A 21,844-nucleotide genomic window follows, 5' to 3' on the forward strand; every position below is an offset into this window, starting at 1 on the left:
CCAACCTGTGACCGCGCTTGATGTTTGGCGACGGGACCGATGAAATACCGGACTCCCATCACTGCGCGCATGCCGCCTTTCACGGCACGCTCACGTCATCATCGAAGCCGTAGGTCGTACCCCGCCATGCCCGTCCGTTCCGTCCGCCTGTTCGTCGCCGCCCTGTTCGGCGCCTGCCTCACGTCCGTCGCCCTGGCGGCCGGGCCTACGCTGGTTCTGCGCGGCGACGTGGCCACCACGCGCGGCCTGATGCAGGACGTCGCCACGGCCTGGACCAAGGGCGGCCATGGCAAGGTCGACGTGCAGCCGTTCAATACCGCCTCGGGCCTGGATGCGCTGCGCGAGGGCAGCGCCGACATCGCCGGCAGCGCGCGTCCCGGCAACGGTAGCGCGAAGGAAGCCGGGCTGGTGTTCACGCCGGTGGCATGGGATGCGCTGGTGATGATCACCCACCCGAAGAACCCTGTCGGCAGCCTCACCCTGAAGCAGTTGCACGACATCTACTACGGCAAGATCACCAACTGGAGCGAAGTCGGCGGCCGCAACGAGCCGATGCACGTGTACGCGGTGGCCAGCCCGGGCGATGGCGTCGAATTCAGCCTGCGCAAGCTGCTGTTCGGCCGCGGCAACCAGCCGGTGGCCGCGCCGCGGCTGTACGTCAATACCGCCAAGCTGGAAGAGGCGGTGACGCTCGATCCGAAGGCGATCGGCGTGACCGCGCTCTCGCGCGTGGCCGACAACCACAAGCTCAAGATGATCCGCATCGACGGCATCGCGCCCAGCGCCGCCACCGTCGCCAGCGGCAGCTACAAGCTGTACACCCCGCTCTACCTGGTGACCAACCCGTCCAGCCCGCACGCCGCCGAGGCGCAGGCGTTCGTCGAGTTCGCCAAGGGCGACAAGATGGCCGCGATGATCCGTCGGGACGACGCCCTGCCCTATGACGCCGGCAGCGCGCTGGCCGCGGCCGATGCCTCGCGCCGGGCCCAGATCCTGGCCGCGGTGGGCGCGCGCGCAGCGCCGCAGACGCGCCCGGCTACCGCACCGGTCGCCGCGCCGGGCGCCACCTACGCCTCGCGCGTGGCCACCGCGCCGACCTCCGAGCGCACCGCCAAAGCCAGGCAGGCGCTGGAAGAGCGCCAGGCCAAGGCGGCTGCGAGGGCGAGCCTGAAGGGTATCGAGGGCCAGGCCACCACCGTCGCCGCCGCGCGCGGCCCGTCCTTCGCCAGGGTCACCGCCAGCGCCTCGGTCAAGGCCACCGCTGCCCACGCGCGTACCTACAAGGTTGCCCGGGGCGACACGCTGTCCTCGATCGCCCACGCGCACTCGGTGGATGTGTCCGACCTGCGCAGCTGGAACCACTTGAAGGGCGACGAGCTGAAGGCCGGCCAGGTGCTGCGCGTCGCCGAGCGCTGAGCCGGCGCGCGCATGCGCATCCTCGCGCTCACGCTGGACCTGGACGACACCCTGTGGCCGGTGCTGCCGGCACTGGAATGCGCCGACCGCGAGGTGGACGCCTACCTGCGCACGCATCATCCCGAGGTCGCCACGCGCTGGCCGATCGCCGCCATGCGGCAGTTGCGCGCGCAGGTCGCCGCCGAGCGGCTGGACCTGGCGCATGATTTCACCACCCAGCGCCACCTGACCATGCAACGCGCCTTCGCCGCCTGCGGGCTGGACGAGGCGCCGATCGAGGCCTTGTGGGAGGTCTACTACGCCGCGCGCAACCGAGTCGAGCTTTTCGCCGACGCGTTGCCGGCGCTCACGCGGATCACCGCGCGCTGGCCGGTGGCCAGCCTGACCAACGGCAACGCCGATCTGGAGCGGATCGGCATCCACACGCATTTCCATTGTCACGTCTGCGCGCGCGATACCGGCGTGGGCAAGCCGCATGTGCGGATTTTCCAGGCTGCGGCGCAGCGGCTCGGGGTGGCACCGGAGCACATCCTGCACGTGGGCGACGATCCGGAGCTGGATGTGTGCGGCGCGCGTGACGCGGGGCTGCGCACGGCGTGGATCAACCGCGAGAGGAAGGTCTGGCCGCCGGGATTGGGCGCACCGCCCGACCTGGACTTGCCCGACATGGGCGCGTTGGTCGACTGGCTGGAGCGCAGCCAAGGGGCGGGCTAGCGTCCTTCGCCCTTGCAGGCATCATCGCGAGCCCCGGCCCCTCACCCAACCCTCTCCCGCAGGGGAGAGGGCTCAGTTTCACGTCGCGGCCGCCCTCCTCGCCGTAGCCATCCCCCGTGACGCCGACGTCACCCCACGGCTTTTGCTCCCTCTTCCTCGGCACCGCCGGGTGGAGAGGGCCGGGGGAAGAGGGAGTCCTTTCGCCACCTTGCTGCAAACCGAACCACCCGTTTGGCATACCCTCTCCATCGGCGCATCATGTTCGACTCGCCGAACGCAACGAGGCACAGAGCCATGCCGGAGAGTTCCACCTCTGCCCTGATCGAACGCAAGGCCGGCAAGGCCCAGGGCACTCCCGTCGAAACCATCGATGCCGCGCACTACAAACAGGCTTTGCGGCGCCTGGACGCGGCCCAGCGGCGCTGGCTCGAACAGACCGGCTTCGAGCCCAAGGCCGGGCGCTTCGCCCTGCTGCCCGACGCCAACGGCAAGCTTGCCCGCGTGCTGGTGGTGATCGATCCGGCGGAACCGCAGGCGGCCCTGGCCGGCTTGCCGTACGCCCTGCCGCAAGGCACCTACCACCTGGCCGATGAAGGCACGCCCCCGGCCGATTCCGGCCTGGCCGCGCTGGGCTGGGCGTTGGGCGCCTACCGTTTCACGCGCTACCGCAAGAGCGAGCGGGCATCTGCCACGCTGGCCGTGCCGGCGGCGGAGCTGGCCGTGCTGGCGCCCCTGGTCGAGGCCAGCGCGCGCGTGCGCGACCTGGTCAACACGCCCACCGAGGACATGGGTCCGGAGCAACTGGCCGACGCCATCAAGCAACTGGCCAGGGCGCACAAGGCCAAGCTTCGCGACTGGATCGGCGACGAATTGCTCGCGGCCAACTTCCCGACCATCCACGCGGTCGGCCGCGCCAGCCATCGCGCGCCGCGGCTGGTGGAGCTGAGCTGGGGCAAGCCGTCCGATCCGAAGCTGGTACTGGTCGGCAAGGGCGTGTGCTTCGACACCGGCGGGCTGGACCTGAAGCCCTCCGAGGGCATGCGCAACATGAAGAAGGACATGGGCGGCGCGGCGCACGCGATCGCCCTGGCCGGGCTGGTGATGCAGGCAAAGTTGCCGGTGCGCCTGACCCTGCTGGTGCCCGCGGTGGAAAACGCCGTCGCCGGCAACGCGATGCGCCCCGGCGAGGTGATCACCACCCGCGCCGGCCACACGGTGGAGGTGGACAACACCGACGCCGAGGGCCGCCTGATCCTGTGCGACGCGATCGCCTACGGCGCCGAGCAGCAGCCGGACCTGCTGCTGGACTTCGCCACCCTCACCGGCGCGGCGCGGGTGGCGCTGGGACCGGACCTGCCGGTGCTGTTCGCCAACCAGGACGCCATCGCCGAGCAGTTGCTGGAGGCCGGACGCGCCGTGGCCGACCCGCTGTGGCGGCTGCCGCTGTGGCGGCCCTACCGCAAGATGCTGGACTCGTCGGTGGCCGACTTCGCCAACTCGGGGCCGTCACGGCATGCCGGCGCGATCACCGCGGCGCTGTACCTCGAGCGCTTCGTGCCGGACGGCTTGCCGTGGCTGCACCTGGACACTTATTCCTGGAACGACACCGACCGCCCCGGCCGGCCGCGCGGTGGCGAGGCGCAAGGGTTGCGGGCCTGCTTCGCCTTCCTGCAGCGGCGCTACGCCCTCTAGAAGCATCGCCCGCCAGCGGGCTCCCACGGGTGCGCCAGTTCTTCCGTAGGAACCCGCTTGCGGACGATGCTCTCCACCATGACTTCTGGCGATCCCGCCCGTTCCGCCAAACAGGCATGCTCCGGAGGTTGAATCCGACGGAGTCCCCCATGCATCGCCGCTTGCTCGCCCTCAGCCTGAGCCTCGCCCTCGCCGGCACCCTACACGCCGCCGATACCACTCCCAAGCAGCCCCCACTCACCCAGCAGACGCAGAACTCCGGCGGCACCATGCCGGTCGAGCAGGCACGCCTGCATTTCGACCACGCGGAACTGCACTTCACCGTCGACCCGGCCAAGCACCATCTCGATGGCAAGGCCACGCTGCGCTTCACCGCACGCGAGCCAACCGACGTGTTGTTGCTGGACCTGGACAAGAACCTGCCGATCCGCAACGTCGCCGTCGACGGCAAGCCGCTGTCCAAGGATGCCTGGAGCAATCCGGATGGCCGCCTGCGCATCCAGCTGCCGCAGCCGCTGGCGAAGGGCGGCAACGTCAGCACCACCATCAGCTACGGCGGCAAGCCGCACGTGGCCAAGCATGCACCGTGGGACGGCGGTTTCGTCTGGAGCCACACCGACGACGGCCAACCGTGGATCGCCAGCGCCGTGGAAGGCGAGGGCTGCGACCTGTTCTGGCCCTGCATCGACCAGCCCACCGGCGAGCCGGACCTGGTCGACACCTACGTGACCGTGCCCAAGGCGCTGGCCGCTCCGGGCAACGGCGTGCTGGTCGGTATCGAAAACCACGGCGCCACCCGCACCTGGCACTGGCGCATCAAGCAGCCGGACACCTACGCGATCACCCTCAACGTGGGGCCGTTCGAGGAGCTCAAGGGCGACTACAAGAGCCGCTACGGCAACACCATCCCGATGGAGCTGTGGTACCTGCGCGGGCACGAGGCCGGTGCCAAGGCGCTATTCGGGCAGTTCCCGCGGATGCTCGACTTCTTCGAACAGGAGATCGGCCCTTACCCGTTCGGCGACGAGAAGATGGGCGTGGTCGAAACACCGCACCTGGGGATGGAGCACCAGACCATCAACGCCTACGGCAACGGCTATCCGAAGGGCGAGTACGGCTTCGACTGGCTGCTGCAGCACGAATTCGCGCATGAGTGGTTCGGCAACCAGGTGACCAACCGCAACTGGGACGACATGTGGTTGCACGAGGGTTTCGGTACCTACATGCAGCCGCTGTACGGGCAATACCTGCATGGCGACATGCCGTACTTCGCGATGCTGCACACCGAGCGGATGACGCTGGCGAACAAGGTGCCGATCGTCTCGGGGCAGCCCAAGACCGAGGAGCAGGTCTACGACGGTCAGACCGGGCCGGGCCTGGACATCTACTACAAGGGTTCGCTGGTGCTGCATACGTTGCGCGGCCTGATCGGCGACGACGCCTTTTTCGAGAGCGTGCGCCGGCTGGTCTACGGGCGCCCCGATCCGAAGCCCGGCAACTTCAAGCCGCGCTATGCCACCACCAGGGATTACACCGGCATCGTCGACCAGGTCACCGGCAAGGACCTGAAGTGGTTCTTCGACGTGTATCTGTACGACGCGGCGCTGCCGAAGCTCGAAACCACCCGCCACGGCGACATGCTGCAGTTCCGCTGGGTGACCGGCCACGGCGAGCCGTTCCCGATGCCGCTGGACGTGCAGGTGGACCACACCATGCACACGCTGCCGATGGCCGATGGTACGGGCGAGCTCCGCGTGCCGGAGGGCAGCCTGATGATCGTGGACCCGCGCTCGAAGGTGTTGCGGGAGATGCCGCACGTGGAGGCGTTCCAGGCGTGGAAGAAGGCGCAGGCCGCCGAGAAGAAGGGCGGTAAGAAGAAGGGCAACTGACGGGTTGCTGCGGAGGGCTGGCTGGGGCGGCCCTTCGACTTCGCTGCGCTATGCTCAGGGTGAACGGCTGAGGGTTTCCCTGGGCTCCCGATGGCATCCTTCGGTTTGTGCAGGAGCGCATCTGTGCGCTGCCACCACGCCTGATCGGTGCCGCGCGGTCGCGCACCGGTGCGCCTGCAAGGCGATCGCGTGCCGGGGGACCGTTTCCCGCAGACCGGCGGGAACCATAAAAAAAGCCCGGCGAGGCCGGGCTTTTTTTATTAATGCGGCTGCGTGGCCGTCTTCTGCGGTGGCGTGACCGCCGCGGTCGAGAACTTGCCGCCGTAGGGCAGCACTTCGGCCGCCAGCTTGGGGTCGGCGCGGATCATGCCGATCGCATCGAACAGGATGTGCGCGGTTTCCTGCAGCTCGGGATCCTTGGCGTTCTTGGCCTTATTCTCCTGCTTGAGCTCGGCCTTGAGGCTGCGCTCGTTGGCGTTGAGGCCATCGTCCAGCACGGGCTCCTCGGCCAGGCTCGCGTCGGTGCCGTCGATGGCCTTGTGCCGCGCGCGGAAGTCGGCCTGGATGGCGTCCTGGCGCTTGCGCTCGGCCTGCCGCGCGGCAAGGTCCAGCGAGGTGGTGCTCTGGTCGCGCATCTTCTTGTACTGCGCCAGCTCGTCGAGCATCAGCTGCCAGGCGGGCGACTTGGCCACGCGCGCGTCGTGCCTGGTCTTCAGCTGTGGCAGGTAGGCGGTGAGGTCGGCGACCTGGCTGTACGGCGCGCTCTGGATCCGCGTCCACGGCAGCGCGTTGTCGTAGGTGGATTCGCCGAAGTCCTTCTCGTCGCCGTTCTTCGGGAACAGGATGTCGGGCGTGACGCCCTTCAGTTGGGTGGAGCCGCCATCGATGCGGAAGAACTCGGCGATGGTCATCTTCAGTTCGCCGAACTGCGGCTTCTCGCCGCCGCCCTGGGCGAAGCGGTCCAGGTCCACCAGGTTCTGCACGGTGCCCTTGCCGAAGGTCGGCTCGCCGATGATCAGGCCGCGTCCGTAGTCCTGGATGGCAGCGGAGAAGATTTCCGAGGCCGAGGCCGAGCCACGGTTGACCAGCACCGCCATCGGGCCGCTCCAGGCCAGGCCCGGTTCGTCGTCGCCCTGCACTTCCACCTGGCCGCGCGCGTCGCGCACCTGCACCACCGGGCCCTGGTCGATGAACAGGCCGGTCAGCTCGTTGGCCTCGGCCAGCGAGCCGCCGCCGTTGTTGCGCAGGTCCACCACCACGCCCTGCACGCCGGCGGCCTTGAGCTCGCCAAGCAGCTTGGCGACATCGCGGGTGGCGCTCTTGAAGTTCTTGTCGCCTTCGCGGCGCGCGCCGAAATCCGAATAGAACGTGGGCAGGTCGATGATGCCGATCTTGCGGGTGGTATCGCCGTCCTTGACCTCGATGATCTTTTTCTTGGCCGCCTGCTCTTCGATGCTGACCTTCTTGCGTACCAGCTTGATCAGCTCGTGCTTGCCGTCCAGGCCCACGTCGGCGGGCAGGATCTCCAGCCGCACGGTGGTGTCCTTCTTGCCGCGGATTTTCTCGACCACGTCGTCCAGGCGCCAGCCGATCACGTCGACCATGGCGCCGTCGGCTCCCTGGCCGATCGCCACGATGCGATCACCCACGTGCACCTTGCCGGACTTGTCGGCGGGGCCGCCAGGCACCACCTCGCGGATCTGCGTGTATTCGTCGCGTGCCTGCAGCACCGCACCGATGCCCTCCAGCGAGAGCTTCATGGCGATGTCGAAGTTCTCCGCCGCGCGCGGGCCGAGGTAATCGGTGTGCGGGTCGGTGGTCTCGGCGTAGGCGTTCATGAAGGTCTGGAAGGCATCCTCGCCGTCGAGCTGCCTCACCCGGTCGATGTAGCCGGCGTAGCGCTTGTCCAGCGTCTTGCGGATGTCCTCGTCGCTCTTGCCGGCCAGCTTCAGGCGCAGCCAGTCGTTCTTGGTGCGCTTGCGCCACAGGTTGTCCAGCGCGGCCTGGTCCAGCGGCCAGGCGGCGTTCTCGCGGTCGTAGGTGTAGTTCTCTTCTTTGGTGAGGTCGAAGCCCTGCTTCAGCAGGCCGCGCGCGTACTCCATGCGGTTGACCGCGCGCTGCACGTACAGGTTGAACACCGAGAACGGGCCGGACAGGTCCTTGTTCCAGATCGCATCGTCGAAGCGGGTCTTCAGCGGCTCGAAGCGCGCCATGTCGGCCTGGGTGAAGAACACCTTCTCGCTGTCGAGCATGTCGAAGTAGGCCTTGTAAACCTTGGCCGACATGACGTCATCGAGCGGCTTGGCGTCGTAGTGGAAGCGGGTCAGGAAACGCGCGGACAGCTGCGCGGCGTCGGCCTGGGTGGACGATGCCTTCAGCGGCAAGGTGGAAGCCTTGCGGCCTTCGTCGCCTTGCGCGCCAGGCGTTTGCGCATGCGCGACGGGCAGGACGAGGGCCAGCAGCAGGGCGAGCGTGGGGCGCAGGGTCATGAAGAAGGGTCTCAGGCGAGCTCGGTGACGCCGGCTGCATGGGCCTGCAGGTCGGCATGGTAGGAGGAACGCACCAGCGGGCCGGAGGCGACGTGATGGAAGCCCATCGCTTCGCCGGCCTCGCGCAGTGCGTCGTATTCGTCGGGAGTCCAGTAGCGCACGACCGGGTGATGGTGCGGCGTAGGCTGCAGGTACTGGCCGATGGTGATCATGTCCACGTCATGGGCGCGTAGATCGCGTAGCGTCTCGATCACCTGTTCGAAGGTCTCGCCCAGGCCCAGCATGATGCCGGATTTGGTCGGCACCTCCGGGTGCTGCGCCTTGAAGCGCTTGAGCAGGTCCAGCGACCACTGGTAGTCGGCGCCCGGGCGCACCTCGCGGTACAGGTGTGGGACGGTTTCCAGGTTGTGGTTGAAGACGTCGGGCGGGAAGTCCTTGAGCACTTCCAGCGCGCGCTCCATGCGGCCCTTGCCGCGGAAATCCGGGGTGAGGATCTCGATCTTGATGTTCGGGCTGGCGTGGCGCACGGCGCGGATGCAGCTGGCGAAGTGTTCGGCGCCGCCGTCGCGCAGGTCGTCGCGGTCGACCGAAGTGATCACGACATATTTCAGCCGCATGTCGGCGATCGTCTGCGCCAGGCGCGCCGGCTCCAGCGGGTCGGGCGGCTGCGGGCGACCGTGGGCGACGTCGCAGAACGAGCAGCGCCGGGTGCACACCTCGCCCAGGATCATGAAGGTGGCGGTGCCCTTGGAGAAGCACTCGTGGATGTTCGGGCAGCTGGCCTCTTCGCACACCGTGACCAGTGCGTTCTCGCGCAGCCGGGCCTTGAGTTCCTGCACGGCGTTGCCCTGCGGCAACCGCACGCGGATCCACGAAGGCTTGCGCAGGGTCGGCGCGCCGGTATCGAAACCGGCACGGTTGCGGGCGATCTTGTCGTTGCCCAGCTGCTTTTCGGCGACCGCCGCGCCAGCGTCGAGCACGCTGATCGGGATCACCCTGGAAGGAATTTCGCTCATCTGCGACTACCTAGACCGCGGCGCGCGCGGGGAGTTCGGGGAGGATGGGAGCGACCGGCACCGCATGGAAGCCGAACTGGCGGCAGAACTCATCCACCAGCACGTCCTCGACCTGCGCCAGCTGCGACGGGCCGCCCAAGTCTAGCACCTGCGTGACAGCCAAACCCTTGTAGCCACAAGGGTTGATCCGGCCGAACGGCTCCAGGTCCATGGCCACGTTGAAGGCCAGCCCATGGAAGCTGCAGCCGCGGCGCACGCGCAGGCCCAGCGCGGCGACCTTGGCGCCGTCCACGTAGACGCCCGGGGCGCCTTCGAGGCGGACGGCAGCGATCGACCAGTGTGCCAACGTGTCGATCAGCGCCTGCTCGATGCGCTTGACCAGTTCGCGCACGCCCACGCCGGTGCGGCGTAGGTCGATCAGCGGGTAGCCGACGATCTGGCCCGGCCCGTGGTAGGTCACCTGCCCGCCGCGGTCGACCGGGATCAGCGGGATGTCGCCCGGCGCCAGCACGTGCTCCATCTTGCCGGCCTGGCCCAGGGTGAACACCGGTTCGTGCTCGAGCAGCCACAGCTCGTCGGGCGTGTCCGGACCGCGCGCGTCGGTAAAGGCGCTCATGGCCTTCCAGGTGCGCTCGTAGGGCTGGCGGCCGAGGCGGCGGATCAGGAGCGGGCGGGAATCGGGGGGCATGGCGACGCTGTCGGCGGAAAGGAAAGCAGATGAGGCGCGCGGGAGGGATTTGCAAGCAATGCGCGGCTTTGAGCCCTCTCCCCTCCGGGGAGAGGGCTGGGTGAGGGGCCGGGGCTCGCGGGGATGTGGCTACTGCGGGCCTTTAGAAAGCCAAGAGCTAAAGGCCTCCCCCTCTCCCCAACCCTCTCCCCCGGCTGCGCCGGGGGAGAGGGAGCTAATGGCTCAGAGCTAAAAGCTCAGAGCGTGTAGCGGATCGCCGGGTCGGCGCGCAGCGCCGCGTGCGCGCCGTCGTACTGCTCGCGGTTGTCGCAGCGGAAGCTCACCGTGACCGAGACGAACTTGCCCTCGCGCGAGGCGCGCTGACTGACCGTCTCGTGCAACACATGCAGGCCCAGGTCCTGGAGGATGTGCGGCACGCGCTTGGGCAGATCCGCGCTGGCGTCGCCCACCGCGGTGATCTCGAACTCACCGGGGAACTGGAAGCCCTTGCCTTCCTTTTTCGCCTGGCTGAAGTCGATTTCCTGCATTATTTTTTGTCCGCGTCAGGGGCCGTGGCCGCGGCATCGTCCTTCTTGTCGCCGTGGAACCACAGCAGGATGGAATCCCACAGGCGCTTGAAGAAGCCGCCCTGCGGGGCATCGGCGAGCGCCACCAGCGGCACGGACTGCAGCGGCTTGCCGTCCAGCGTGACGCGCAGGGTGCCCACCTGCTGGCCCTTCTTGAAGGGGGCAACCAGCGTGGCGGGAATGTCCATGGTGGCCTTGAGCCGCTCGTACTGGCCGCGCTTGACGGTCACGTCCAGCGCCTCGGTGATGCCGATCGGCAGCGTGTCACCTTCGCCCTTCCACAGCTTCGGCGTGGCCAGCGGCTTGTTGGCGCCGTAGAGTTTGTGCGTCTCGTAGAAGCGGAAGCCGTAGTTGATCAGGGCCATGGCCGAGTCGGCACGCGCCTTCTCGGAGCTGGCGCCCATCACGATGGCGATCATGCGCGAATCGCCCTGCTTGGCCGACGCGGCCAGGCAGTAGCCGGCGGCGGAGGTATGGCCGGTCTTGATGCCGTCCACGCTCGGGTCGCGCCACAGCAGCGTGTTGCGGTTGCCCTGCTTGATGCCGTTCCACTCGAACTGCTTGACCGCCGAGATCGCGTAGTCCTCGGGAAAGTCATGGATCAGCGCGCGCGAGAGGATCGCGATGTCGCGCGCGGTGGTGTAGTGGTTCTCGATCGGGTAGCCCGAGGCGTTCTCGAAGTGCGAGCCGGTCATGCCCAGTTGCTTGGCATAGGCATTCATGAGGTTGGCGAAGCTGCCCTCGGAACCGGCGGTGTGCTCGGCCAGTGCGATCGCCGCGTCGTTGCCCGACTGGATGATCATGCCGTACAGCAGATCCTTCAGCGGCACCTGGCTGTGCAGCTTGAGGAAGCTGGTGGAGCCGTCGGTGCCGGCGCCGCCGCCGCGCCAGGCGTGCTCGCTGATGGTGACCGGGTCGGTCATCTTGATCTTGCCGTTGCCGAGCTCGGCCGAGACCACGTAGTCGGTCATGATCTTGGTGATCGACGCCGGTTCCACGCGCTCGTCCGGGTTCTTGCTGGCCAGGATCTGCCCGGTGGCGTAATCCATCAGCACCCAGGCCTTGCCGTCCACGTCCGGCGGCGGCGGCACCGGTGCCTCCGGCACGGTCGGGCGCGGCACCGGCGAAGGCTTCGGCGGCGTCTGCTGCGCGAAGGCGGCGCCGGCGACCATCGCGGCGGCGGCAAAGGTGATCAGGGTACGGCGGAAAAAGCTCATCGTCGGTGTCAATCCTGTGTGTGTTGGCCGGTGGACTGGTGGCCGGCGCCCCCGCGCCGACGCGAAAAAAGCATCGCTCAGTCTACCGCGACCTGTGGTCGCGGAAGGCCGAGCCGTTCGATCTGGGCGGTGAGCTGGTCAGCCTGGTCGACATCGTCCAGCGGACCGATCCGCACGCGACGGACCTCGCGCCCGTTGACTCGCACATCGCTTACCTGCACAGGCGCCAGCCTGGCCGAGCGGAGCCGGCGGGCCACGCGATCGGCATTGTCCAGATCCGCGAAGGCGCCCACCTGCAGCCAGATGACCGGGTGCGCGCCATTCATTGGGACCGCCGCCTGCGCGGCCAGTTCCGCAGCGGGCGCATCGTCGTGCGGATGCGCCGGGTCGATCGCGCGCACCTCGACCAGGCCGGTGCCCTTGGGCCAGATGCCGATCTTCACGGCGGCGGCGTAGGACAGGTCGATCAGCCGGTTGTCATGGAACGGCCCACGGTCGTTGACGCGCACGATCACGCTCTTGCCGTTGGACAGGTTGGTCACCCGAGCGTAGCTCGGCAGCGGCAGCGTCTTGTGCGCGGCGCTGAAGGCGTACATGTCGTAGTTTTCCAGACTGGAGGTCTTGTAGCCGTGGAACTTGGCGCCATAGAAGGACGCGATGCCGCGCTCGTCGTAGCCGCGCGCGCTGGACAGCACGCGGTAGCTCTTGCCGCGCACGGTGTAGGGCGACTTGTTGCCGTACAGCGAACGAGGCTCGGCCCTGGGTACCGGCTCGGGGATTTTGCTCACGTCGATCGGCGGCGGCACGCTGTCGTTGCTGTCGCGGTAGCGGCTCGATTGCGGCCGGCTGATGTCGTCGCTCACGCCGCGCTCGTGGCCCGCGCCGCTGCGCGGGCCGACCGTGCCGCCGCCGTGCGAGGGCCGCGGCCGCGAACCACCGCAACCGGCCAGCGCCAGCGCGAGCAACACCAGGGCGGCCGCGCGCCAGCTCATGGCACGGCGTCCGCCGAGCGCACGCCGGCGGCAATGCCTTCGGCCAGCTGATGCACCGCCAGGGCGTACAGCGGGCTCCTGTTGTAGCGGGTGATCACGTAGAAGTTCTGGAAGGTGAACCAGTATTCCGGCCCGTTGCCGCCCTCGAGCACCTGCAGGCCGGTCATCCGGCCCGGGTCGAACGCCTGCAGCGGCGCATAGCCCCACGCCTCCAGTTGTTCCAGCGGCCAGTGCGGCTTGGTATCGGGTACATCCAGCGTCTTCGGCGCCGCATCCGGCTGCGCCCGCGCGGCCACCGGGCCGCCGCGCTCCCAGCCGTTTCCGGCAAAATAGTTGGCGACGCTGGCCAGGATGTCCGGCAGCGAATCGTGCATGTCGATGCGCCCGTCGTGGTCGGCGTCCACGCCGAAGTCGCGGATGCTCGAGGGCATGAACTGGCCCCAGCCCTGCGCGCCGGCGTAGGAGCCGGTGAGCGTGTCCAGCGACCCGCCCAGGTGGTCGGCCGGCAGTTCCAGCAGCACCTTCAGCTGCTCGCGGAAGAACTTCGCCCGCGGCGGGTAGTACAGGCCCAGCGTGACCAGCGCGTCGAGCACCTTGTAGCTGCCGGTGTTGCCGCCGTAGAAGGTCTCCACGCCGAGGATCGCCACCAGGTACTCGGGTGCCACGCCGTACTGCCCGGCGATGCGCTCGATCAGTTCGCGATGCTCGCGGTAGAACGCCACGCCGGCGTCCAGCCGCTTGGGCGTGATGAAGATCGGCCGGTAGTCCTTCCACGGCTTGGCCTCGGCGGGGCGATTCATCGCGTCGATGATCGACTGCTTCATCTGCGCGCCGCTGAGCAGGGCATTGAGTTCGGCCGGGCTCTTGCCCGTATCGCGGGCAACTTCGCGCACCAGTTCGGCCTGGCCGGGATGGACGGTTTTCTCCGCGTGCACCGGGGCGGTGGCCAGCAGGAGGGCGGCGAGCACGCCAGGCAGGCGGCACGATCGAAAAAGGGACATGGGGAACACTGCGGTGACCGACATCGCACCCAAGCCTAACACGCGTGCACGGGCATTCCGTGGCGTTCCGCGGCCGGCGATGGGGCGCCGCTCATTCATGCATCTTGCGGTTGGCGTGGATCGACATCAGCACACCGAAACCGCTCAACAGGCTGACCGCCGAAGTGCCGCCGTAGCTGACGAACGGCAGCGGCACGCCCACCACCGGAAGCATGCCGGCGATCATGCCGCCGTTGACGAATACGTAGACGAAGAAGCTCATCGCGATGGCCCCGGCGAGCAGGCGCGAGTAGGTGTCGCGCGCCTCCATCGCGATCCACAGGCAGCGACCGATGATGAAGGCGTACAGCGCCAGCAGGCAGGCCACGCCGACCAGCCCGAACTCCTCGGAGAACACCGCGAAGATGAAATCGGTGGTGTGCTCGGGCAGGAAATCCAGCCGCGACTGCGTGCCGTGCAACCAGCCCTTGCCGAAGACGCCGCCGGAACCGACCGCGATCTGCGACTGGATGATGTGCCAGCCGTTGCCCAGCGGGTCGGCCTCCGGATTGAGCAGGGTCAGCACGCGGTCGCGCTGGTACTGGTGCATGAAGTGCCAGCCCACCGGCACCATGGCTGCCGCGATGCCGGCCAGCAGGCCGATCCGCCACCAGGCCACGCCGGCCAGGAACAGCGCGAACGCGCCGGCGCCGGTCACCAGCAGCGCGGTGCCCAGGTCGGGCTGTTCGGCGATCAGACCGGCCGGAATGGCGATCAGCAGGCCGACCATCGCCATGTCCTTCCAGCTCGGCGGCAACTGGCGCGGGTGCAGGTACCAGGCGGCCATCATCGGCATGGTCAGCTTGAGCAGTTCCGAAGGCTGGAAGCGCATGAAGCCCAGGTCCAGCCAGCGGTACGCACCGCGGCCCTCGCCCAGGATCGCCACCAGCACCAGCAGCGCCGTGCTGCCGGCGTAGAGCCAGGGCGTCCAGCTGCGCAGCACGGTCGGCGGGATGCGCGAGATCAGCAGCAGCAGCGCGCCGCCGAGCACGAAGCGGGCCGCCTGGCCGCCGACCAGCCCCAGGTCGCGGCCTCCGGCGCTGTACAGCGTCACCAGCCCGACCATGGCCAGTACGAACAGCCCGGCCGCGAGCGGCAGGTCGATCCGCGGCCGGGTCAGGATGCGGCGCAGGAAGCGGCGCATGCGGATGTAGAGCATCTCGATCATGGCACGCCACCATTGCCCGCCACCGGCGCGCCCCCAGCCTGGGCCGGCCGGACGGGAACCGGGGTGTCGCCCGGCGATTGCGGCGCGGCCGGCACCCCGCCCTCGGCGGCCAGCCAGGCCTCCATGATCGAGCGTACGATCGGCCCGGCGGCCTCCGCGCCCCAGGCGCCGGCCTCGAGCAAGGCGACCACCGCGATCTTCGGGTCATCCGCCGGTGTGAAGGCCTCGAACCAGGCGCGGTGGCGACTGGCCAGGTAGGCGCTGCTCTTGTTGGTGTCGTAGGCCGCGGTGCTGCGCGAGTAGCGTTCCGCCGTGCCGCTCTTGCCGGCCACCACCAGGGGAAAGCCGATGAACTGCTTTCTGCCGGTGCCGGTGGCCACGACGGCTTCCATGCCCTGCTTGATGACATCCAGATGGCCCAGGTCATTCACCAGCGATGGCCCGGTCGGCGGATTGGGTACCGACTGCTTGGGCGCATCGACGCCATCCTGGGTCGCCATCACCAGCTTCGGCGCGCGCGGGATACCGCGCCCGGCCAGGATCGACAGCGCATGCCCCAACTGCAGTGGCGTGACTGCCCAATAACCCTGGCCGATGCCGGCAATGACCGTCTCGCCCGGATACCAGGGCTGGCGCGAGTGTTCCTCTTTCCACTCACGCGAGGGCAGGATGCCGTTCTCCTCGCCGTCCAGGTCGATGCCGGTCTGCTTGCCGAAGCCGAAACGTCCCATCCACGTGCTCAACCGGTCGATGCCCAGGTCCATGGCGAGCTTGTAGAAATATGTATTGGTGGATTTCTCGATGGCCTGGACCATGTCGACCACGCCGTCGCCGCCACGCTTGTCGTCGCGATAGCAGCGCGATGCGCCCGGCAGGCAGAACTCGCCGGTGGACAGCACGGTGTCTTCCGGCTTGCGGATGCCGTAGGCCAGCCCGCCCAGTGCCAGGAACGGCTTGACCGTGGAGCCGGGCGGGTACACGCCGCGCAGCGCACGGTTGTAAAGCGGCTTGTCCGGCGCACTGGTCAGCGCTTTGTAGTCGGTGGTGCTGATGCCGTTGACGAACAGGTTGGGATCGAAGCTCGGCACGCTGACCATTGCCAGTACCCGCCCGTTGCGCGGGTCGATCGCCACCGCCGCGCCGGCACGCCCGTCGAAAGCGCCCATGGCGGCTTTCTGGATGCGCACGTCGATCGACAGATACAGGTTCTTGCCCGGGATCGGCGGGTGGGTTTCCAGCACGCGCTGGGTGCGCCCGTCGGCGTTGACCTCGACCAGCTCGTAGCCGGGCGTGCCGTGCAGTATCTCTTCGTACGAACGCTCCAGGCCGCTGCGGCCAACGTGGCTGGTGCCCTGGTAGCGGTCGGGGTCGAGCCGCTTGAGATCCTCGGCGTCGATGCGGCCGACGTAGCCGATCACGTGCGCGAACAACTCGCCGTACGGATAGTGGCGGGTGAGATAGGGCACCACGTCCACGCCGGGGAAGCGCCAGCGGTTGATCGCGAAGCGGGCGATGTCGTCCTCGGACAGGTGCATCTTCAGTGGCACGCTTTCGAAGCGCCGGCTCTGCTTGAGGCGCTTTTTGAAGTCGGCGACGTCATCGTCGTCCAGCGGCACCACCGCGCCGATCTGCGCGAGCATCGCCTTCATGTCCGGCACCTGCTCGGCGACCACTTCGAGCCGGAATGCCGGCACGTTGTCGGCCAGCAACACGCCGTTGCGGTCGTAGATCAGGCCGCGCGCGGGCGGGATCACCTTCGGCTTGACGCGATTGTTCTCCGAGCGGGTCACGAACTCGTCGTGGCGCACGACCTGCAGGTAGAAGAAGCGTCCGGACAGCGCGAGCAGGCCCAGCAGGATCAGCGCGAAGCCGACCAGCGAGCGCCGTTGGAACAGCGCCGCCTCACCGCGCGGGTCTTTCAGGGCACGCCGCTTCTTCATCTCATTGCAGGCGCAGGCGCATGCGCAGGTCGTCCAGCAGCAGGAACACGAACGGCCACAGCGCGGCGCCGACGAACGGCGAGATCCACCAGCTCGCCGGCGGCAGCGCGTCGCCGGCGAACACGCGCACGATGGTCAGCAGGATGCGGTCGTTGAACAACAGCGCCAGCACCGCGAGGGTCTGCTGCCACATCGGAAAGAAGCGCAGCCGCGAGCGGAAACGCAGCGCGATGAACACCAGCGCGGTCAGGCGCAACGCCTGTTCGCCGAGCAACACGCCGTCGAGCAGGTCGGCCGCCAGGCCCATGCTGAAGGCCAGGCCCAGCGTCACCCGGTCGCCCGATTCCAGCGACCAGTACAACAGCACCAGCGCCGGCCAGTACGGTTTGAAGGGTGCAAGCACGTCCGGCAATGGCACCAGCATCAACAGCAGTGCGATCACCAGCGTGCCGATGAACCACCACAAGCCCAGTCGTTGCCGGTTCATCGCGGCTCCTTCGCCGGCGTGCCGGCGCCGTCGGGCGCCAGTGTGTCGGGCGGCCCCATCGGCGACGCCGGCTCGGGCGGGCCGGTCGGTTCGGCCTGGTCATGCAGCAGCAGCACGTCCTCGCTGCGGCTGATGTCCGCGCTGGGCGTTGCCTGCGCTTCCAGGAACATGCCGGTGGCGGCCGGCGTCACGCGGGCGATCTCGCCGACCGGGAAGCCGGGCGGAAAGCGCCCGCCCAGGCCCGAGGTAAGCAGCCGGTCGCCCTCGCGCACGTCGGCGGCCATCGGGATGGTCGGCAGCAGCAGACGATCGCCGTCGCGCGAGCCGTAGGCGATGGTACGCAGGCCGGTGCGCTCGATGGTGACCGGCAAGGCGTTGTTCGGATCGGTAATCAGCATCACCACCGAGGTGGTCGGCAGGGCCTGGATGACCTGTCCCATCACGCCACGCGCATCGATCACCGGCTGCCCGGGCTTGACCCCGTCGCGCGCCCCCACGTTGAGCAGCAGGCGGTGGCGGTAGGCGCCCAGGTCCACGCCGATGACGCGCGCCAGCTGCACGTTGAGCTCGAGGCTGCGCTGGGTATCGAGCAGTTGCTTGAGGTGTTCGTTCTGTTGCGCCACCGCGGCCATGCGATTGAGCTTGGCGTTGGCCAGCAGCAGGTCCTCGCGCAGGCGCTGGTTCTGGTCGGTCAGGCGCTGGCGATCGGCGAAGGCCACCGAGAGCGTGCGCATGCCCTCCACCGGCAGGCCGGCGAGCCGGTACAGCGGCTCGACCGCCACCGCGGCGTTGTAGCGGATGCGCCACATCCAGCCGTTGCGATGGTCGAGCACCATCAGCACCATCGCCAGCGCGAGGTAGCCGATCAGCCGCAGGGTGCCGGTCGAGCCGGCGAACAGGGGCGAGGATTCCTGGCCCATCAACTAGAACCCGAAAAGGAAGGAGCGACGCGGACGGTCGCCATCAAGCGTGGCAGAACGCACCGGCCCGGCACAACGGATCGGCGGTTCCCCATGGTGGCATCGGCCAGGCGCGGACGGCCAGGCCAGCCTCGGTCCGAACTCAACAGCGCACCCCGCATCCCCTCCACCCGGCCTCCCCCGCATTGCCCGGGCCCGCCAACGCAGACCGCGGGCCCGGTGAGCGGATGGAGCCTCGCCTCACTCCGGCGCGAAGAAGTCGCTGCCGTGCTGGTCGATCAGTTCGAGCGCCTTGCCGCCGCCACGCGCCACGCAGGTGAGCGGGTCGTCGGCCACCTGCACATGCAGGCCCGTCTCCTCGGAGATCAGCCGGTCCAGGTCGCGCAGCAGCGCGCCGCCGCCGGTCAGTACGATGCCGCGCTCGGCCACGTCGGAACACAGCTCCGGCGGGGTCTGCTCCAGCGCCGACTTGACCGCTGCCACGATGCCCGACAACGGCTCGTGCAGCGCCTCGAGCACCTCGTTGGAGTTGATCGTGAACATGCGCGGCACGCCCTCGGCGAGGTTGCGGCCGGAGATCTCGATCTCCTTGACGTCGCTCTGCGGGAACGCACAGCCGATCTGCAGCTTGATGCGCTCGGCGGTCGACTCGCCGATCAACGTGCCGTGGTTGCGGCGCACGTAGTTGATGATCGCTTCGTCGAAGCGGTCGCCACCCACGCGCACGGACTGCGAGTAGACGATGCCGTTGAGCGAGATCACCGCGACCTCGGAGGTACCGCCGCCGATGTCCAGCACCATGGCGCCGCGCGCCTCGTGCACCGGGATGCCGGCGCCGATCGCGGCGGCCATCGGCTCTTCGATCAGGAACACGTCGCGGGCGCCGGCGCCTTCGGCCGACTCCTTGATGGCGCGGCGCTCGACCTGGGTCGAACCGCACGGCACGCACACCAGCACGCGCGGGCTGGGACGCAGCATGCGCGACTTGTGCACCTGCTTGATGAAGTGCTGCAGCATCGCCTCGGTCATGGTGAAGTCGGCGATGACGCCGTCCTTCATCGGACGCACGGTAGCGATGTTGCCCGGCGTGCGGCCGAGCATGCGCTTGGCGTCCCCACCGACTGCGGCGACCGCACGCGGACCGCCCGGACCGCGGTCCTGACGGATCGCCACCACCGACGGCTCATTGAGGATGATGCCCTGCCCACGCACGTAGATCAGCGTGTTGGCGGTGCCGAGGTCGATGGAAATATCGTTGGAAAAGATGCCGCGAAACTTCTTGAACATGAGGCCTGGCGCGCCGGCAGCGGGAGGAAAAGTAAGCGCGTCAGTCTAGTGAGCGCCCCCTACCCGCGCAAGGCCGAAGAAGTTAAGAAATCCTTGCAGAACGCGATGATGCGCGCATTTCCTTCGGTTCGACCACGGCTTCGGCACGCAAGCGGCTGTCGCCTTGAGAGACGCGCCGCGCTAAGATTGCCGGGTTTGCCGGACGAATGCCGTCCGTGCGCTCATCGGGGTTTCGTCGAACATGTCAGCCGTCATCTGCGGTTCGCTGGCCTATGACACCATCATGGTGTTCCCGGACCAGTTCAAGAACCACATCCTGCCGGACAAGGTCCACATCCTTAATGTCTCCTTCCTTGTGCCCAAGATGCGGCGCGAGTTCGGCGGCTGCGCGGGCAACATTGCCTACAACCTGAAGCTGCTCGGCGGCGATCCGCTGCCGATGGCCACCGTCGGCCAGGATTTCGGCCCGTACCGCGAGCACCTGCAACGCTGCGGTATCCGCCTGGAAGGCGTGCGCGTGTTCGAGGACCAGTTCACGCCGCAGTGCTTCATCACGACGGACCTGGACAACAACCAGATCACCGCCTTCCACCCGGGCGCCATGTCCAGTTCGCATCACAACCACATCGGTGACGTGGCCGACGCGGACTTCGGCATCGTGGCGCCGGACGGGCGCGAGGCGATGCTGCAGCACACCGACGATTTCGCGGCGCGGGGCGTGCCCTTCATCTTCGACCCCGGCCAGGCGATGCCGCTGTTCAACGGCGACGAGTTCCGCTCGATGATCGGCAAGGCCGACTACGTCATCGTCAACGACTACGAGTCGCAATTGCTGCAGCAGCGCACTGGCTGGAACGCGGACGAGATCGCCAGCCACACGCAGGCCTATATCGTCACGCTGGGGCCGCGCGGCTCGGTGATTCACACCGACGGCCAGCTGATCGAGATTCCGCCGGCGCGCGAGCGGCAGGTGATCGACCCGACCGGTTGCGGCGATGCCTACCGGGCAGGCCTGATGTTCGGCATCATGCGCGGCTACGACTGGCCCACCATCGGCCGCATGGCGTCGCTCATGGGCGCGCTCAAGGTCGAGCACCCCGGCACGCAGAACCAGCGCTTCAGCTACGACGAGTTTGCCGAAGCCTTCCGCGAACAGTTCGGCTACGCGCTCTGACCCGGCCGGCTGCGGCGCACTCTCCACGCGCCGCAGCCGGCCACGCCCAGCAAGACCAGCAAGACCAGCAAGACCAGCAAGGGCAGCACGATGGCCGAAGTCGGCCAAGGTTGGTGCAGCCATGCCGTCACCAGGGCGGCCAGTCCATAAGTCGCGTACACCGCTGCCCGGACACGGCCGATGGGCAGCTCCTGCGCCGGCGTGCGGTCCACCAGCCCAGCGACCCATTCGGTCAACGTGCCAGTGATGAAGGTGGTCCACACGCCGGACAAGTGGACCTGCCGCACGGCCGCGCTCTGCATACCCATCACCATGCCCAGCATGGAGATCAGCGCATGCATCCACGACACCGGCAGCGAAGGGTGGCCGCAGGCGCAAGCCAGCGCGGCTGTGCCCAGCAACACGGCCTCCAGCAGCAGCACACGGTTCACCCTCGTGCTCCATCCGACCGCCTGCCCGCGCAGCAGAGCGGTGCCGGCAGCCACGCCGAGCGCGAACCCGCAGACGGCGAGCAACGAGCGCAGCGCCCGCAACGCAGTCCCCGTACCCAACGCGATCGCCAGCAGCACGGTATTACCGGTCATATTGGCGGTGAATACATGCCCGAGTGCCAGGTAGCTCATGGCGTCCAGGCTGCCACCGACCCAGGCCAGCGCTGGCAGCGACCACTCCAGCCAGCGCGCATCGGCATGTTCCATGGTCCACCTCCGCACGGAAATCTAGCGGGATGGGAGTCACGGGGCCGACTTCAGTTGGCCGATATGGGATGGCAGCACAAGGTCCTTGCCAGCCCCTCCACTCCGGAGAAAGATCTTTCCTTGGAGCCGAAACAAATCCCCGGACAGGCCACGAAGCAAGCCTTATCCATCCAGACAGACAGCAGCTCATCACGCCTTCGTTCCGGAGGGGAAGAGGGTCGCGCAACGCGCATGGCCCACTCTTTGTAGGAGCGGCCTTGGGCGCGACCGCGCCGCGATGCTGGCCGTTCCCCGGCTAACCACTGCCCGCGTGGTGGCGCCCCGGGGGCGCTCCTCCAAGGGCTTTGCGCGAGTCTGTTCTTCGCGAGGAGGACTTTTGTACCAAGCGCCGGTGCTGACGATGTCGTTGCCGCCGCGAGGGCACGCACGGCGCAAAAGAAAAACCCTCTCC

Annotated in this window: 18 protein-coding genes; 5 read left to right on the forward strand and 13 right to left on the reverse strand. The window is 68.1% G+C overall.

The window, feature by feature from the left end; genetic code table 11:
* The first annotated feature begins 126 nt into the window (after positions 1-126).
* The 4 genes from OSC30_RS15575 to OSC30_RS15590 all read left to right on the forward strand — a co-directional run bounded on the left by OSC30_RS15575 (position 127) and on the right by OSC30_RS15590 (position 5,711).
* Positions 127-1,416, forward strand: a complete 1,290-nt coding sequence (locus tag OSC30_RS15575; RefSeq protein WP_267172782.1) for a LysM peptidoglycan-binding domain-containing protein — start codon at positions 127-129, stop codon at positions 1,414-1,416.
* Positions 1,417-1,428: 12 nt separating this feature from the next.
* Entirely contained in the window at positions 1,429-2,130 is a 702-nt protein-coding gene (locus tag OSC30_RS15580) for an HAD family hydrolase (RefSeq protein WP_267172783.1), read from the forward strand.
* Between the two features lie 294 nt (positions 2,131-2,424).
* Entirely contained in the window at positions 2,425-3,822 is a 1,398-nt protein-coding gene (locus OSC30_RS15585) for a leucyl aminopeptidase family protein (RefSeq protein ID WP_267172784.1), read from the forward strand.
* A 149-nt stretch (positions 3,823-3,971) separates the two neighbouring features.
* On the forward strand, positions 3,972-5,711 hold the full coding sequence (locus tag OSC30_RS15590) for a M1 family metallopeptidase (RefSeq protein WP_267172785.1): 1,740 nt from the start codon (positions 3,972-3,974) through the stop codon (positions 5,709-5,711).
* A 260-nt stretch (positions 5,712-5,971) separates the two neighbouring features.
* On the opposite strand, the gene OSC30_RS15595 is transcribed toward OSC30_RS15590, so the two are convergent.
* From OSC30_RS15595 to OSC30_RS15650, 12 genes are all read right to left on the reverse strand, one after another.
* Positions 5,972-8,200 carry a carboxy terminal-processing peptidase gene (locus tag OSC30_RS15595; protein ID WP_267172786.1) on the reverse strand — a complete coding sequence of 743 codons (2,229 nt, stop codon included), beginning with the start codon at positions 8,198-8,200 and terminating at the stop codon, positions 5,972-5,974.
* An 11-nt stretch (positions 8,201-8,211) separates the two neighbouring features.
* Complete coding sequence (gene lipA, locus OSC30_RS15600) at positions 8,212-9,216, reverse strand: lipoyl synthase (RefSeq protein ID WP_267172787.1); 1,005 nt, start codon at positions 9,214-9,216, stop codon at positions 8,212-8,214.
* A 10-nt stretch (positions 9,217-9,226) separates the two neighbouring features.
* Complete coding sequence (gene lipB / locus OSC30_RS15605) at positions 9,227-9,904, reverse strand: lipoyl(octanoyl) transferase LipB (protein ID WP_267172788.1); 678 nt, start codon at positions 9,902-9,904, stop codon at positions 9,227-9,229.
* 236 nt (positions 9,905-10,140) lie between these two features.
* A complete protein-coding gene (locus OSC30_RS15610) occupies positions 10,141-10,431 on the reverse strand; it encodes a YbeD family protein (protein ID WP_267172789.1) in 291 nt (96 codons plus the stop codon).
* Positions 10,431-11,687, reverse strand: a complete 1,257-nt coding sequence (locus OSC30_RS15615) for a D-alanyl-D-alanine carboxypeptidase family protein (protein ID WP_267172790.1) — start codon at positions 11,685-11,687, stop codon at positions 10,431-10,433. The genes OSC30_RS15610 and OSC30_RS15615 overlap by 1 nt, the downstream gene beginning before the upstream one ends.
* Positions 11,688-11,764: 77 nt before the next feature.
* A complete protein-coding gene (locus OSC30_RS15620; RefSeq protein WP_267172791.1) occupies positions 11,765-12,679 on the reverse strand; it encodes a septal ring lytic transglycosylase RlpA family protein in 915 nt (304 codons plus the stop codon).
* Positions 12,676-13,680 (reverse strand): lytic murein transglycosylase B, encoded by a 1,005-nt coding sequence (mltB, locus tag OSC30_RS15625; RefSeq protein WP_267172792.1) that lies wholly within the window; start codon positions 13,678-13,680, stop codon positions 12,676-12,678. The genes OSC30_RS15620 and mltB overlap by 4 nt, the downstream gene beginning before the upstream one ends.
* Positions 13,681-13,771: 91 nt before the next feature.
* Positions 13,772-14,887 (reverse strand): rod shape-determining protein RodA, encoded by a 1,116-nt coding sequence (rodA, locus tag OSC30_RS15630; protein ID WP_267172793.1) that lies wholly within the window; start codon positions 14,885-14,887, stop codon positions 13,772-13,774.
* The gene (mrdA, locus tag OSC30_RS15635; RefSeq protein ID WP_267172794.1) at positions 14,884-16,827 is read right to left on the reverse strand and encodes a penicillin-binding protein 2; all 1,944 of its coding nucleotides are present in this window, start codon (positions 16,825-16,827) and stop codon (positions 14,884-14,886) included. The genes rodA and mrdA overlap by 4 nt, the downstream gene beginning before the upstream one ends.
* A gap of 1 nt (position 16,828) precedes the next feature.
* Positions 16,829-17,314: a rod shape-determining protein MreD gene (gene mreD / locus OSC30_RS15640; protein ID WP_267172795.1), complete on the reverse strand. Its 486-nt coding sequence runs from the start codon at positions 17,312-17,314 to the stop codon at positions 16,829-16,831.
* A complete protein-coding gene (mreC, locus tag OSC30_RS15645) occupies positions 17,311-18,234 on the reverse strand; it encodes a rod shape-determining protein MreC (protein WP_267172796.1) in 924 nt (307 codons plus the stop codon). Before mreC ends, mreD begins: the two co-directional genes overlap by 4 nt.
* Positions 18,235-18,474: 240 nt before the next feature.
* Positions 18,475-19,521, reverse strand: a complete 1,047-nt coding sequence (locus OSC30_RS15650) for a rod shape-determining protein (RefSeq protein WP_267172797.1) — start codon at positions 19,519-19,521, stop codon at positions 18,475-18,477.
* Between the two features lie 241 nt (positions 19,522-19,762).
* Here OSC30_RS15650 and OSC30_RS15655 point away from each other — a divergent pair, with 241 nt between their 5' ends.
* Positions 19,763-20,695, forward strand: coding sequence for a carbohydrate kinase family protein (locus tag OSC30_RS15655; protein WP_267172798.1), 933 nt, complete (start codon positions 19,763-19,765; stop codon positions 20,693-20,695).
* Here OSC30_RS15655 and OSC30_RS15660 read toward each other — a convergent pair.
* On the reverse strand, positions 20,683-21,393 hold the full coding sequence (locus OSC30_RS15660) for a YoaK family protein (protein WP_267172799.1): 711 nt from the start codon (positions 21,391-21,393) through the stop codon (positions 20,683-20,685). The two genes, OSC30_RS15655 and OSC30_RS15660, sit on opposite strands and share 13 nt — an antisense overlap.
* Positions 21,394-21,844 lie beyond the last annotated feature (451 nt).

Source organism: Frateuria hangzhouensis (assembly GCF_026410505.1).
In the GTDB taxonomy this organism is placed as follows: Bacteria; Pseudomonadota; Gammaproteobacteria; order Xanthomonadales; family Rhodanobacteraceae; genus Frateuria_A; species Frateuria_A hangzhouensis.

Excerpts from the sequence above, each read along its gene's own strand:
- OSC30_RS15575 (WP_267172782.1), top strand. The coding sequence starts at position 127 with ATGCCCGTCCGTTCCGTCCGCCTGTTCGTCGCCGCCCTGTTCGGCGCC.
- OSC30_RS15580 (WP_267172783.1), top strand. The coding sequence starts at position 1,429 with ATGCGCATCCTCGCGCTCACGCTGGACCTGGACGACACCCTGTGGCCG.
- OSC30_RS15585 (WP_267172784.1), top strand. The coding sequence starts at position 2,425 with ATGCCGGAGAGTTCCACCTCTGCCCTGATCGAACGCAAGGCCGGCAAG.
- OSC30_RS15590 (WP_267172785.1), top strand. The coding sequence starts at position 3,972 with ATGCATCGCCGCTTGCTCGCCCTCAGCCTGAGCCTCGCCCTCGCCGGC.
- OSC30_RS15595 (WP_267172786.1), bottom strand. The coding sequence starts at position 8,200 with ATGACCCTGCGCCCCACGCTCGCCCTGCTGCTGGCCCTCGTCCTGCCC.
- lipA (WP_267172787.1), bottom strand. The coding sequence starts at position 9,216 with ATGAGCGAAATTCCTTCCAGGGTGATCCCGATCAGCGTGCTCGACGCT.
- lipB (WP_267172788.1), bottom strand. The coding sequence starts at position 9,904 with ATGCCCCCCGATTCCCGCCCGCTCCTGATCCGCCGCCTCGGCCGCCAG.
- OSC30_RS15610 (WP_267172789.1), bottom strand. The coding sequence starts at position 10,431 with ATGCAGGAAATCGACTTCAGCCAGGCGAAAAAGGAAGGCAAGGGCTTC.
- OSC30_RS15615 (WP_267172790.1), bottom strand. The coding sequence starts at position 11,687 with ATGAGCTTTTTCCGCCGTACCCTGATCACCTTTGCCGCCGCCGCGATG.
- OSC30_RS15620 (WP_267172791.1), bottom strand. The coding sequence starts at position 12,679 with ATGAGCTGGCGCGCGGCCGCCCTGGTGTTGCTCGCGCTGGCGCTGGCC.
- mltB (WP_267172792.1), bottom strand. The coding sequence starts at position 13,680 with ATGTCCCTTTTTCGATCGTGCCGCCTGCCTGGCGTGCTCGCCGCCCTC.
- rodA (WP_267172793.1), bottom strand. The coding sequence starts at position 14,887 with ATGATCGAGATGCTCTACATCCGCATGCGCCGCTTCCTGCGCCGCATC.
- mrdA (WP_267172794.1), bottom strand. The coding sequence starts at position 16,827 with ATGAAGAAGCGGCGTGCCCTGAAAGACCCGCGCGGTGAGGCGGCGCTG.
- mreD (WP_267172795.1), bottom strand. The coding sequence starts at position 17,314 with ATGAACCGGCAACGACTGGGCTTGTGGTGGTTCATCGGCACGCTGGTG.
- mreC (WP_267172796.1), bottom strand. The coding sequence starts at position 18,234 with ATGGGCCAGGAATCCTCGCCCCTGTTCGCCGGCTCGACCGGCACCCTG.
- OSC30_RS15650 (WP_267172797.1), bottom strand. The coding sequence starts at position 19,521 with ATGTTCAAGAAGTTTCGCGGCATCTTTTCCAACGATATTTCCATCGAC.
- OSC30_RS15655 (WP_267172798.1), top strand. The coding sequence starts at position 19,763 with ATGTCAGCCGTCATCTGCGGTTCGCTGGCCTATGACACCATCATGGTG.
- OSC30_RS15660 (WP_267172799.1), bottom strand. The coding sequence starts at position 21,393 with ATGGAACATGCCGATGCGCGCTGGCTGGAGTGGTCGCTGCCAGCGCTG.